General features: G+C 68.9%; 9 protein-coding genes. 7 read left to right on the top strand and 2 right to left on the bottom strand.

The window, feature by feature from the left end:
* Window positions 1-837: a hypothetical protein gene (locus ACQPZG_RS12390; RefSeq protein ID WP_433545861.1), complete on the bottom strand. Its 837-nt coding sequence runs from the start codon at window positions 835-837 to the stop codon at window positions 1-3.
* Window positions 838-1,294: 457 nt separating this feature from the next.
* Window positions 1,295-1,582 carry a hypothetical protein gene (locus tag ACQPZG_RS12385; protein WP_433545860.1) on the bottom strand — a complete coding sequence of 96 codons (288 nt, stop codon included), beginning with the start codon at window positions 1,580-1,582 and terminating at the stop codon, window positions 1,295-1,297.
* A 325-nt stretch (window positions 1,583-1,907) separates the two neighbouring features.
* Between ACQPZG_RS12385 and ACQPZG_RS12380 the strand changes: the two genes are divergently transcribed.
* The 7 genes from ACQPZG_RS12380 to ACQPZG_RS12350 all read left to right on the top strand — a co-directional run bounded on the left by ACQPZG_RS12380 (window position 1,908) and on the right by ACQPZG_RS12350 (window position 12,852).
* The gene (locus ACQPZG_RS12380; RefSeq protein WP_433545859.1) at window positions 1,908-4,310 is read left to right on the top strand and encodes an ABC transporter family substrate-binding protein; all 2,403 of its coding nucleotides are present in this window, start codon (window positions 1,908-1,910) and stop codon (window positions 4,308-4,310) included.
* Between the two features lie 314 nt (window positions 4,311-4,624).
* On the top strand, window positions 4,625-6,496 hold the full coding sequence (gene typA, locus ACQPZG_RS12375; protein ID WP_433545858.1) for a translational GTPase TypA: 1,872 nt from the start codon (window positions 4,625-4,627) through the stop codon (window positions 6,494-6,496).
* Window positions 6,497-7,025: 529 nt separating this feature from the next.
* A complete protein-coding gene (locus ACQPZG_RS12370; RefSeq protein WP_433545857.1) occupies window positions 7,026-8,654 on the top strand; it encodes a peptide ABC transporter substrate-binding protein in 1,629 nt (542 codons plus the stop codon).
* A 120-nt stretch (window positions 8,655-8,774) separates the two neighbouring features.
* Complete coding sequence (locus tag ACQPZG_RS12365; RefSeq protein WP_433545856.1) at window positions 8,775-9,704, top strand: ABC transporter permease; 930 nt, start codon at window positions 8,775-8,777, stop codon at window positions 9,702-9,704.
* The gene (locus ACQPZG_RS12360) at window positions 9,697-10,635 is read left to right on the top strand and encodes an ABC transporter permease (RefSeq protein ID WP_433545855.1); all 939 of its coding nucleotides are present in this window, start codon (window positions 9,697-9,699) and stop codon (window positions 10,633-10,635) included. The genes ACQPZG_RS12365 and ACQPZG_RS12360 overlap by 8 nt, the downstream gene beginning before the upstream one ends.
* An 11-nt stretch (window positions 10,636-10,646) precedes the next feature.
* The gene (locus ACQPZG_RS12355) at window positions 10,647-11,708 is read left to right on the top strand and encodes an ABC transporter ATP-binding protein (protein ID WP_433545854.1); all 1,062 of its coding nucleotides are present in this window, start codon (window positions 10,647-10,649) and stop codon (window positions 11,706-11,708) included.
* Window positions 11,701-12,852, top strand: coding sequence for an ABC transporter ATP-binding protein (locus ACQPZG_RS12350; RefSeq protein ID WP_433545853.1), 1,152 nt, complete (start codon window positions 11,701-11,703; stop codon window positions 12,850-12,852). Before ACQPZG_RS12355 ends, ACQPZG_RS12350 begins: the two co-directional genes overlap by 8 nt.
* Window positions 12,853-12,922 lie beyond the last annotated feature (70 nt).

The raw sequence follows: 12,922 nt of genomic DNA, 5'->3' as shown, positions 1-12,922 counted from the left end.
TCAGAAGAAGCGCGGGTCCTCGAATGCGCCGGAGGCGAGCAGGTAGACGTAGAAGTCGGAAACCGCCACGCTGAGCAACGACGCCCAGGCCAACTGCATGTGACGGTCGTTCAGCCTGCCCACCCAGCCCCACAGCCGGTAACGCACCGGATGCTTGGAGAAGTGCTTCAACCGGCCGCCGACGATGTGCCGGCAGGAGTGGCAGGACAGGGTGTACGCCCAGATCAGCGCGATGTTGACGACGAGGACGAGGGTGCCGAGCCCCATGTGGCCCCACTCGTAGCTCTCGTCGCGGAAGGCGAGGGCCGTGTCGTACGTGAGGATCACGGCGACCGGCACCGCCGCGTAGAAGAAGTAGCGGTGGATGTTCTGCAGTACCAGCGGGAAGCGGGTCTCGCCGGAGTACTTCCTGTGCGGCTCGGCGACCGCGCAGGCGGGGGGCGAGGCCCAGAACCCCCGGTAGTAGGCCTTCCGGTAGTAGTAACAGGTCAGCCGGAAGCCGAGCGGGAAGACGAGGATGAGCAGCGCGGGCGAGAGCCCCCACCAGCTGCCGAAGATCTCCCAGTTGGGCCCGCCCTTCATGGGGACGCAGTTCTCGGCGAGGCAGGGGGAGTAGAAGGGCGAGACGTAGGGGGCGGCGTAGTAGTCGTCGTTGGCGAAGGCCCGCCAGGTCGAGTACACGACGAAGGCGAACAGCCCGGCGGCGGTGAGGGCCGGACTCAGCCACCACCGGTCGGTGCGCAGGTGGCGGGCGGGGATGGCGGCGCGGGACGCGCCGTGCACGCCCGTGCCCGGGGTGCGCGGTGAACGGGCTGCGGGATCGGTGCCTGTGGCCAACGGGGGCTCCAGGGGTCGGGGACGGTCACGGATACGGGTGCGGATACGGCTGAGCGGTACGCCGGGACGGCTCGGCACGCGGGATCACGGCGGTACGGCGGTACGGCGGTGCGGCGGTGCGAGGTTGTTACGGGGTTACGGCCCGAGCCCCGGCGGAAGCACGGTCACGAGGGCGCTTCCCCTCCCGGCGGCACCACGCGGGGACGCTTCGGCCGGGTCCAGCGGTACGTGCGCCCGTACGGTCGGTCCCAGCGGGACGTCTTGCGCGGTGGGGCCACGGGGCGACGAAGCCGCAGACGGCCGCCCTGCGGGCGGCTGGAACGCGCGCGGCCGGCCGCGACGCACCCGTCCCCAGCACGGCCGCCGGTCCTTGTACGCGCGCCGTCGCTCCGACCGACGCCCTCCGCGGCGCCGACCGGCCGCCCCGTACCGCGGTCACCCACCCCGCCCCGCCCTCTCATGGCGCGTGCCGGTCCCGAGCCCCCAGCCCCTCGTCGTCCGAGTCCGTCCACAGCGCGCTGTCGTACGGCGCGTCCGGGATCGTGATCAGCTCCACCCGCGGCGGCACGCCCGCTGCGGGCGTCGAGGCCCCGAGCAGCGCCACGCTCTCGCGCAGGTGCGCCGCATCCGTGCGGATCCGGCGGATCTCCAGGCTGTCGCCCACTTCCGCCGCCACCCGCCCGACCGTCCGGTCCAGCCGGTCGAGACATTGCTGAAGGTCCGTCAACTCGTCTTTCAGGGACATGAATTGCCCTCGCTTCCGCGGAGCGGTCGGCAACGCATCCGCGCCTGGAGTGTCGCGCGTCACATCCCTTCTTGTGAAGAGTGCGTACGCCGCCGCGCGAAGCGCATCCGTCCCGCGCGCCCCCGTCGGCACCCCGCCGCCCGCCCCGTTGGGCCGCACGGGTGGGCTTCCCCGGATGCCCGACGTGTCGGCGCCCCCGCCCGTGCGAGGTCCCTTTCAGTAGGCCAGCAGCACGAACAAATGTGATCAGCTCAATAACTCCCCGAACGTGAATGCAACGGCCCGTTCCGCGAGGAATGGACCGGGTCAGCCTGGAGGTCCAGCCATGTCCGACGTCGGCTTCCCCAGCGGGCGCCCCAGCCGCCGGTTCAGTCCCCGGAGGCCCGCGCGCGCCCGCCGCGGGCTCGCGCTCTTCACCAGCGGTGTGCTCGCGCTCCCCGCACTGGCCGGGTGCGGCGGCTCCGAGGACGAGGCGGCGGCGGGAGGGGTGACGGCGGTCTCGGCGGACCTCGCCGCGGCCCAGCGCGAGCAGGTAGCCGACGGGGGAACCCTGGACTGGGCCGTCGACTCGATGCCGCCCACCTACAACGCCTTCCAGGCCGACGCCGACGCCACCACGGCGCGCATCGCGGGCGCGGTGCTGCCGTCCCTGTTCGTGCTCGACGAGGCGGGCAGGCCGCAGCGCAACCCGGACTTCCTGGAAGACGCCTCGATCATCGAGCGCGAGCCCAAGCAGGTCGTCCTCTACAAGATCAACCAGCAGGCGGTGTGGAGCGACGGCCAAGAGATCGGGGCTGCCGACTTCGTGGCCCAGTGGCGGGCGCTGCGCGGCAAGGACTCGGCGTTCTGGACCGCGCGCAACGCGGGCTACGAACGCATCGAGAAGATCGAGAAGGGCGCCGACAACCTTGAGGTGAAGGTCACCTTCGCCAAGCCGTACGCCGACTGGCGTTCCCTGTTCACCCCGCTGTACCCGAAGGCCGTGATGGGCACCCCCGGCGCCTTCAACGACGGCTCGCGCACCGGCCTCAAGCAGACCGCCGGCCCCTTCCGCCCGGCGAAGCCGGAGAGCGGGGACGGCTCCGTGGTCCTGGAGCGCAACCCCCGCTGGTGGGCGAAGCCCGCGAAGCTCGACAAGCTGGTGCTGCGCGAGGTTCCCCGCGACAAGCGCGCCTCCGCGCTCGCGGCGGGCCGCCTCGACATCGCCGAGATCGACCCGAGCGCCCTGGAACGCATCGAGCGCGCCGCCAAGGAGGGCGGCAAGGCCCGCCTGACCCACGGCCCCGGCTCCTCGACCACCCCCGCACAGGCGCTCCGCTCCTGGGCGCGGGCGCACGGCGCCGTCGACGACGAGGAGGCCGAGGCCGAACAGGAGGCCCGCGCGAAGGCCCGTACGGCCCGCCAGCAGTACGAGGACGAGCAGCGTGCCCTGCGCGGTTTCACCGTACGGAAGTCCCTGGAGCCCGCGTACACCCAGCTCGCCCTGAACGGCGCCTCGGGTCCGCTCGCCGACGAGCGGGTGCGCCGCGCCGTGGCCCGTGCGCTGAACCGGCAGGAGCTCGCCGAGACGGTCCTGAAACCGCTCGGACTGCCCGCCGCACCGCTCGGCAGCCACCTCGCACTCGCCGGGCAGGACGGGTACGCCGACGGCAGCGACGCCCTCGGCAGCCAGGACACCGGCGCCGCGCAGACCCTCCTCGCCGAGGCGGGCTGGACCCGGGGCGGGGCCGCCGGCACGGCGGACGCCGGCAGCGCGGGCAGCCCTTCCGACGAGGAGAAGAAGAAGTCGGAGAAGGCGAAGAAGGACGACGACGCGGCGTCCGACGACGGGATGTACATCGTCGGGGACGACGACAAGAGCGGCGAGGGCAAGGCCAGGAGCGACGCGGGCAGCGACGGAAAGAGCGGCGACGGCAAGAGCGGCGACGACCCCTTCCGCGTCCGCTCGGGCACCCACGTCCTCGCCCCGGCGCCCGGCCGCCGCGACACCCTCGCCGCCCAGCAGTGGCAGCGCGCCCCGTACGCGGAGGACGACCGCACCGACAGCAAGACCGAAGCCCAGGAGAAGAAGGGCGGCGTGGCCGGCGCCTACGCCCCGCGCGGCACCGCGGCCCCCCGCGCCGCCGGGGAGGGCGACGCGGCGACCGGCTCCGCGAAGGCGCCCCTCCTCGTCGGCAAGGACGGCAAACCGCTGACCCTGCGCTTCGTCCTGCCCGCCGACCCCGGCTCGGCCGCGCTGCGCAGCGTGGGCGCCCGGATCTCGCGGATGCTGGAGACCGTCGGCGTACGCACCGAGATCACCAAGGTCGAGGACGCGAGCTACTTCAAGGACCACATCGCGTCCGGCGACTTCGACCTGGCGCTCTACTCCTGGCCGGGCACGGCCTACCCCGCGACCGACGGGCGGCCGATCTTCGCCAAGCCCGAGCCCGCCGCGGACGGCTCGCTGCTCGTCGAGCAGAACTACACCAGGGTCGGCACCGACCACATCGACCAGCTCTTCGACCAGGCCGCCGCCGAACTCGACGAGGAGGCGGCCCGCGAACTGGTCAAAAAGGCCGACCAGCGGATCTGGGCGGCGGCGGGGTCCATCCCGCTCTACCAGCGTCCCGAGCTGGTCGCGGTCAAGCCGAACCTGGTGAACGCGGGCGCCTTCGGCTTCTCCTCGCCCCGCTACCAGGACATCGGCTTCAAGAAGCCCGATTCGGCCAAGGATGGGCGCAAGTAGCCGCAAATAGTGGCGGAGTTGCAGGTCAGCATGCGTCTCGGGATCTGAGAATCAGCTCAGTTTCGGCTCAAATTCCTTGCCCGCCGGGATTCCGGCGGGCAAGGTCGTCACTGACTCCTTGACCCGGAACCCAGCCTTCCCCCCCCAGCTCGCGGGACCGCCACCCCACCCCCGCGGAACCCCCTCACGATCGGCCCGGGAAGCCCCTCCCGCGCCAGCCCCGTACCATGGGGTAAGCCGTGGCGCGTCCGCCCGGTGGGCGTACGAGGAACGAGACGCCGCATCCCCCGATCGAGAGAAGCGTTAAGCCACCTATGCCCACGCGCCACGACATTCGTAACGTTGCCATCGTCGCTCACGTCGACCACGGCAAGACCACCCTGGTCGACGCCATGCTCAAGCAGGCCGGCGCCTTCGCCGCGCACGCCGCTGAGTCGCTCGACGACCGCATGATGGACAGCAACGACCTGGAGCGTGAGAAGGGCATCACGATCCTGGCCAAGAACACCGCGGTGAAGTACCACCCGAAGGATGGCGGCGACGTCATCACGATCAACATCATCGACACCCCCGGCCACGCCGACTTCGGTGGTGAGGTCGAGCGCGGCCTGTCGATGGTCGACGCGGTCGTCCTGCTGGTCGACGCGTCCGAGGGCCCGCTGCCGCAGACCCGCTTCGTGCTCCGCAAGGCGCTCGCCGCGAAGATGCCGGTCATCCTCTGCATCAACAAGACGGACCGCCCGGACTCCCGGATCGCCGAGGTCGTCGACGAGACGTACGACCTGTTCCTGGATCTGGACGCGGACGAGGACCAGATCGAGTTCCCGATCGTCTACGCCTGCGCGCGTGACGGCGTCGCCTCGCTGACCAAGCCGGAGGACGGCACCGTCCCGCCGGACAGCGAGAACCTGGAGCCGTTCTTCACCACGATCCTCCAGCACGTCCCGGCACCCGAGTACGACGAGGCCGCCCCGCTCCAGGCGCACGTCACCAACCTCGACGCCGACAACTTCCTCGGCCGCATCGCGCTCTGCCGCGTGGAGCAGGGCGAGCTGCGCAAGGGCCAGACGGTGGCCTGGATCAAGCGCGACGGCACGATGTCCAACGTCCGCATCACCGAGCTGATGATGACCGAGGCCCTCACCCGCAAGCCCGCCGAGGTGGCAGGACCGGGCGACATCTGCGCCATCGCCGGTATCCCGGACATCATGATCGGCGAGACCCTGGCCGACCCCGAGAACCCGATCGCGCTGCCGCTGATCACGGTCGACGAGCCGGCGATCTCGATGACCATCGGTGCCAACACCTCGCCGCTGGTCGGCAAGGGTGGCAAGGGCCACAAGGTCACCGCGCGCCAGATCAAGGACCGCCTCGACCGTGAGCTGGTCGGCAACGTCTCGCTGCGCGTCCTGGACACCGAGCGCCCCGACGCCTGGGAGGTGCAGGGCCGCGGTGAGCTGGCGCTGGCCATCCTGGTCGAGCAGATGCGCCGCGAGGGCTTCGAGCTGACCGTCGGCAAGCCCGAGGTGGTCACCAAGGAGATCGACGGCAAGAAGCACGAGCCGATCGAGCGCATGACGATCGACTCGCCCGAGGAGCACCTCGGCGCGATCACGCAGCTCATGGCGACCCGCAAGGGCCGCATGGAGACCATGACGAACCACGGCTCCGGCTGGGTCCGCATGGAGTGGATCGTCCCGTCCCGCGGCCTCATCGGCTTCCGTACGGAGTTCCTCACGCAGACCCGCGGCACCGGCATCGCGCACTCCATCTTCGAGGGCCACGAGCCGTGGTTCGGCGACCTGCGCACCCGTCACAACGGCTCGCTGGTCGCCGACCGCGCGGGTACGGTCACGCCGTTCGCGATGGTCAACCTCCAGGAGCGCGGTGTCATCTTCACGGAGGCCGGCACCGAGGTGTACGAGGGCATGATCATCGGTGAGAACTCGCGCGCCGACGACATGGACGTGAACATCACCAAGGAGAAGAAGCTCACCAACATGCGTGCGGCTTCCGCGGACACCACGGAGAACGTGGTTCCGGCCCGCAAGCTCTCCCTGGAGCAGTCCCTGGAGTTCTGCCGCGAGGACGAGTGCATCGAGGTGACCCCGGAGACCGTGCGTATCCGCAAGGTCGTCCTGGACGCCAAGGAGCGCGGCCGCACCGCCTCGCGCGCCAAGCGCTAGCCGCCGCGCGCGCCGAGCGCTAGCCGCCTCGCGCGCCGAGCGCTGAGCACCGCGCGCGCCGAGCGCTGAGCGCCGACCGTCGCAGGCCGGCCGCTTGGACCGCCTCGTGCGGAGGGCCCGGTACCCCTCGGGGTACCGGGCCCTCCGCACGCCCGGCCGGGCTCCCCCCCACCTGTCCGCGCCGATCGGTCAAATTGTTTTCATGACCCGAGTGTCCGGATATCGGTCCACACTCTCCGGAAGTTGCGTTAACAGTCCGTTTCGGGGGTGTCTGTCTAGGCTCACTTTGTCCGTATTTCGGGCACTCGGTGGTAAGTGATGTTGTCAAAACGAGACCCGTTAAGTGTGGTTTACGGTCCGGACGTACTTAATAGTTGGCTCCATTGAGCTCGGGTCAATGGGTCACGCGCTGTGGGGAGCGCCGACTCACGAGCACACTCGGGGTGCGGGAACCTTCGCCGTCAGGGGTGTCGGCGAGATCCTCCTGTACCCCCTCTTAAGTGATCAGTGGACTCATGAGGAGGAACCCATGCGCGGTGCAAAGAGTGCCAAGTGGGTTGCAGGTGCCATAGTCGTCGCTCTCTCGGCAACGGCCTGCGGCGGTTCGGACGGCGGCGGTGACAAGGGCTCGGCCGGCAAGGACAAGTCCAAGCCCGCCGGTTACATCTCGATGGACCTGACGGAGCCGCAGAAGCCGCTCAACCCGGGTGACACGAACGAGTCCCAGGGCGCGTACGTCATCCGCTCGGTGTTCACGCAGCTCCTGACGTTCGACCCGACCGGCAAGATCGTCTACACGAACGCCGAGTCCGTCAGTTCGGACGACAGCAAGACGTGGACCGTCAAGCTCAAGAAGGGCTGGAAGTTCCACAACGGCGAGGCGGTCACCGCCGAGTCGTACGTCAACGCCTGGAACTGGTACGCCGCCGCCAAGAACAAGGTGCAGAACGCGCCCTGGTTCTCGGACATCAAGGGCTTCAAGTCGGTCAACCCGGGCGAGGGCAAGACGGCCACCTCCGAGAAGATGGAGGGCCTGAAGGTCGTCGACGAGACGACGTTCACGATCGAGCTGGAGAAGCCGGTCCCGTACTTCGAGTACAAGCTCGGCTACTCGACCTTCGCGCCGCTGCCCAAGGTCTTCTACAACGACCCGAAGGGCTTCGCGCAGAAGCCGATCGGCAACGGCCCCTACATCTTCGAGAAGTGGGACCACAAGAAGCTCATCCAGGTCAAGGCGAACCCGGACTACCTCGGTCCGAACAAGGCCAAGAACAAGGGCATCCAGTTCAAGAACTACTCGACCGTCGAGGCCGCGTACCAGGACCTGCTGTCCGGCAAGTTGGACATCATCAAGCAGGTCGGCCCCAAGGACCTCCCGAAGTACCACCAGGACCTCGGTGACCGGGTCGTCGACAAGGAGTTCGCGGGCGTCCAGACGCTGGTGCCGGCCTTCTACAGCAAGACCTTCAAGGACATCAACCCGAAGGTCATCCAGGGTCTGTCCATGGCGATCAACCGTGACCAGATCACCAAGACGGTGCTCAACAACACCCGTACCCCGCTGAAGGGCTTCACGCCGAAGGGCGTCGAGGGCTACCAGGAGCTGGACACGGACGTCTTCACGTTCAACCCGACGAAGGCCAAGCAGCTCGTCAAGGACAACGGCGGCGTCCCCGGCAACAAGATGTGGATCCAGTACAACGCCGACGGCGGCCACAAGGAGTGGGTCACGGCCGTCTGCGAGTCGATCCGCAACGCGACCGGAGTCGACTGCGTCGGCGACCCGAAGCCGGACTTCCAGACCGACCTGGAGGCCCGCGACGCCGACAAGGTCAAGAGCGCCTACCGCGGTGGCTGGATCGCGGACTACCCGCTGAACGTCAACTTCCTGCGGGAGCTGTACGACACCAACGCCGAGTCCAACAACGGGCGCTTCTCGGACAAGGCCGTGGACGATGCCTTCCGCAAGGGTGACAACGCCAAGTCCCTGGAAGAGTCCGTCAAGCTGTACCAGGACGCCGAGAAGATGCTCATCGAGAAGATGCCGGCGATCCCGCTGTGGCAGTACCGCACCAACGGTGGTCACTCCAAGGAAGTCTCGAACGTGGACCTCGACTTCCACGGTGAGTACGTCCTGACCGACGTCACCACCAAGTAGTCCCCAGCCTGCGGGCCACCCTCACTCGGCCATTACCCGCCACCGCATCTGGCGGCAGGCCCAGGGGCCGCTCCCGATCGGGAGCGGCCCCTGGGCCGCAGTATTCACACGGAGGCACACATGGGGCGCTATGTCGCGAGGCGACTGCTCCAGATGATCCCGGTCTTCATCGGGTCGACCCTGCTGGTCTTCTGCATGATGTACGCGCTGCCCGGCGACCCCGTGCGCGCCCTCGCAGGCGAGCAGACCGTCGACCCGGCGCAGATCGCCGCGCTGAAGAAGGACCTCGGGCTCGATCTTCCGCTCTGGCACCAGTACTGGAACTACCTGGTGAACCTCTTCCAGGGCGACTTCGGCACCCAGATCGCCAGCGGGCGGCCGGTGTCCGAGATCATCTCGGAGGCGTTCCCGATCACGATCAGGCTCGCCCTGTTCGCCTTCACGTTCGTCGTGGTGGCCGGCATCTCGATCGGCATCTTCGCCGGCCTGAAGGCCGACACCCTCCGGGACCGCGGGCTGCTCATCCTGACGCTGCTCCTGATCTCGGTCCCCTCCTTCGTGCTGGGCCTCGTCGCCCAGTCGTTCTTCGCCCACCAGCTGGGCTGGGTCGACCCCAACGTCAGTGACGCCGCCCCCTGGGGCGAACTCATCCTCCCGGCGACGGTCCTGGCCTCCCTCTCCCTGGCCTACGTGGCGAGGCTGACCCGTACCTCGGTCGCGGAGAACCTGCGCTCGGACTACATGCGCACCGCGGTCGCCAAGGGTCTGCCCAAGCGCCGCATCATCGGCGTCCACCTGATGCGCAACTCGCTCATCCCCGTGGTCACCTTCCTCGGCACCGACCTGGGCGCCCTGCTCGGCGGCGCCGTCGTCACCGAGGGCATCTTCAACGTCAAGGGCGTCGGCTACACCGTCTTCGGCGCGCTCAAGAGCCGCGAAGGCTCCACCGTGGTCGGCATCGTGACCCTCATCGTGGTCATCTACCTTGTCGCCAGCCTGCTCGTCGACCTGCTCTACGCGGTCCTGGACCCGAGGATCCGTTATGCCTGAGGCACTCACCGTCAAGGACGAGAAGGCCACCGAGCCGACGGCCGCGGCCCCCGCGCCCGAGAAGGCCGCCAAGCCGCGCAGCCTCTGGTCCGACGCCTGGCACGACCTGCGCCGCAACCCGCTGTTCGTGGCCTCCGCGGTCCTCATCACGCTGCTGCTGACGATGGCCTTCTTCCCGGGCCTGTTCACCAGCGCCGACCCCCGCTACGCGAACCTGGACTACTACCTCCAGAAGCCCAAGTGGGGCAACGTCTTCGACAAGGACTGGCTCGGCTACGACGTCCAGGGCCGCTCGATCTACGCGCGTGTCATCTACGGCGCCCGTGCCTCGATCGCCGTGGCCGTCGCGGTCACCGCCATCGTGACGCTCCTGGGCACCGTGGTCGGCATGCTGGCCGGCTACTTCGGCGGCTGGATCGACACCCTGCTCTCCCGGATCACGGACATCTTCTTCGGCGTCCCGTTCATCCTGGGCGCCATGGTCGTCCTCACCTCCTTCGAGGTGCGCGCGCTGTACGTGGTGATCCTGGCCCTCGCCTTCCTCGGCTGGACCCAGATCGCCCGTGTGGCCCGAGGCTCCGTGCTCACCATCAAGAACGCGGACTACGTGCAGGCGGCGAAGGCGCTCGGCGCCTCCACCCCGCGCATCCTGCTCAAGCACATCGTGCCCAACGCCATCGCCCCGGTGATCGTCGTCGCCACGATCGCGCTCGGCGGTTACATCTCGGCCGAGGCCACCCTGTCCTTCCTGGGCATCGGCCTCGCGGAGCCCACCGTGTCGTGGGGCGTCGACATCTCCTCGGGTCAGGAGCAGCTGCGCAACCAGCCCTCCATCCTCATGATCCCGTCGTTCATGGTGTCGGTCACCGTCCTCGCGTTCATCATGCTCGGCGATGCGGTACGCAACGCCCTCGACCCCAAGCTGCGCTGAGGGAGGCGTACATGACCATCATCGACACAACAGCGGATGCTCCCGCCCCCAAGGGCCCCGCCGACGACGGCAGCGGACCGCTGCTCGACGTCCGCGACCTGCACGTGGAGTTCAAGACCCGCGACGGCATCGTCAAGGCCGTCAACGGCGTCAACTACAACGTCAGCGCAGGCGAGACCCTCGCCGTCCTCGGCGAGTCCGGGTCCGGCAAGTCCGTCACCGCGCAGGCCATCATGGGCATCCTCGACATGCCGCCCGGCCGCATCCCGCAGGGAGAGATCCTCTTCCGCGGCCAGGACATGCTGAAGATGAGCTACGAGGAGCGCCGGAAGATCCGCGGCCGGAAGATCGCGATGATCTTCCAGGACGCGCTGTCCTCCCTGAACCCGGTGCTCTCCGTGGGCTACCAGCTCGGCGAGATGTTCCGCGTGCACCAGGGCCTGTCCAAGAAGGACGCCAAGGCCAAGGCCATCGACCTGATGGACCGGGTGCGCATCCCCGCCGCCAAGGAGCGGGTCAACGACTACCCGCACATGTTCTCCGGCGGCATGCGCCAGCGCATCATGATCGCGATGGCGCTCGCCCTGGAGCCCGACCTGATCATCGCGGACGAGCCGACCACCGCGCTCGACGTGACCGTCCAGGCCCAGGTCATGGACCTCCTCGCGGAGCTCCAGACCGAATACAACATGGGCCTGATCCTGATCACCCACGACCTCGGCGTGGTCGCCGACGTCGCGGACAAGATCGCGGTCATGTACGCGGGCCGGATCGTGGAGACCGCCCCGGTGCACGAGCTCTACGGTCGCCCGGCGCACCCGTACACCCGGGGTCTGCTCGACTCGATCCCGCGCCTGGACCAGAAGGGCCAGGAGCTGTACGCGATCAAGGGCCTGCCGCCCAACCTGACCCGCATTCCGTCCGGCTGTGCGTTCAACCCGCGCTGCCCCAAGGCGCAGGACATCTGCCGTACGGACATCCCCGCGCTGGTGCAGGTCACCGAGCGGGACGGCGGCGAACTGCCCGGCCGCGGCAGCGCGTGCCACTTCTGGAAGGAGCAGATCCATGGCTGAGCTCAAGAAGTCCGACGCGGCCGTGGCCGACGCGACTCCCAACGTCACGGCTGTCTCGGCGGTCGACGCGGCCACCGGGACGGCCGCCGTCGCGGCGGTCGAGAAGCCGGCCGGGCGCGGGGAGCCGATCCTCCAGGTCCGCAACCTGGTCAAGCACTTCCCGCTGACCCAGGGCATCCTCTTCAAGAAGCAGGTCGGCGCGGTCAAGGCCGTCGACGGCATCTCCTTCGACCTGTACCAGGGCGAGACCCTGGGCATCGTCGGCGAGTCCGGCTGTGGCAAGTCCACCGTCGCCAAGCTGCTGATGACCTTGGAGACGGCCACCGCGGGCGAGGTCTTCTTCAAGGGCCAGGACATCACCAAGCTGTCCGGCAAGGCGCTCAAGGCGGTCCGCCGCAACATCCAGATGGTCTTCCAGGACCCGTACACCTCGCTGAACCCGCGCATGACGGTCGGCGACATCATCGGCGAGACCTTCGAGATCCACCCCGAGGTGGCTCCCAAGGGCGACCGCCGGCGCAGGGTGCAGGACCTCCTGGACGTCGTCGGGCTCAACCCCGAGTACATCAACCGCTACCCGCACCAGTTCTCCGGCGGTCAGCGCCAGCGCATCGGCATCGCCCGCGGCCTGGCCCTCAACCCCGAGATCATCATCTGCGACGAGCCGGTGTCCGCCCTGGACGTGTCCGTCCAGGCGCAGGTCATCAACCTGATGGAGAAGCTCCAGGACGAGTTCAACCTGTCCTACCTCTTCATCGCGCACGACCTGTCCATCGTCCGGCACATCTCCGACCGGGTCGGCGTGATGTACCTGGGCAAGATGGCGGAGATCGGCACCGACGAGCAGATCTACGACCACCCGACGCACCCCTACACCCAGGCGCTGCTGTCCGCGGTGCCGGTGCCGGACCCGTCCGCCCGCGAGGGCCGCGAGCGCATCATCCTCACCGGTGACGTCCCCTCGCCCGCCAACCCGCCGTCGGGCTGCCGCTTCCGCACCCGCTGCTGGAAGGCCGAGGCCAAGTGCGCCGAGGAGGTGCCGCTGCTGGCGGTGCCCGAGCGGTTCAAGGGCCAGGACACCCCGGCCGCGCACGAGTCGGCGTGCCACTTCGCCGAGGAGAAGGACGTGGTGGGCGCGGTCTGACCACGCACCCCGTTCCTCCCCGCCGCCCCCGCTCCGAGTCCCTCGGGCCGGGGGCGGCGTCGTGTGCCCG

This window comes from Streptomyces sp. CA-294286, from assembly GCF_050947155.1.
Taxonomy (GTDB): Bacteria; Actinomycetota; Actinomycetes; order Streptomycetales; family Streptomycetaceae; genus Streptomyces.
The sequence above is the reverse complement of the archived record's forward strand: the minus strand, read 5'-3'. Positions and strand labels throughout refer to the sequence as shown.

Bases quoted from the DNA above. Each gene is read 5' to 3' on its own strand.
- ACQPZG_RS12350 (WP_433545853.1), top strand. From the start codon at position 11,701: ATGGCTGAGCTCAAGAAGTCCGACGCGGCCGTGGCCGACGCGACTCCC.
- ACQPZG_RS12355 (WP_433545854.1), top strand. From the start codon at position 10,647: ATGACCATCATCGACACAACAGCGGATGCTCCCGCCCCCAAGGGCCCC.
- ACQPZG_RS12385 (WP_433545860.1), bottom strand. From the start codon at position 1,582: ATGTCCCTGAAAGACGAGTTGACGGACCTTCAGCAATGTCTCGACCGG.
- ACQPZG_RS12360 (WP_433545855.1), top strand. From the start codon at position 9,697: ATGCCTGAGGCACTCACCGTCAAGGACGAGAAGGCCACCGAGCCGACG.
- ACQPZG_RS12370 (WP_433545857.1), top strand. From the start codon at position 7,026: ATGCGCGGTGCAAAGAGTGCCAAGTGGGTTGCAGGTGCCATAGTCGTC.
- typA (WP_433545858.1), top strand. From the start codon at position 4,625: ATGCCCACGCGCCACGACATTCGTAACGTTGCCATCGTCGCTCACGTC.
- ACQPZG_RS12365 (WP_433545856.1), top strand. From the start codon at position 8,775: ATGGGGCGCTATGTCGCGAGGCGACTGCTCCAGATGATCCCGGTCTTC.
- ACQPZG_RS12380 (WP_433545859.1), top strand. From the start codon at position 1,908: ATGTCCGACGTCGGCTTCCCCAGCGGGCGCCCCAGCCGCCGGTTCAGT.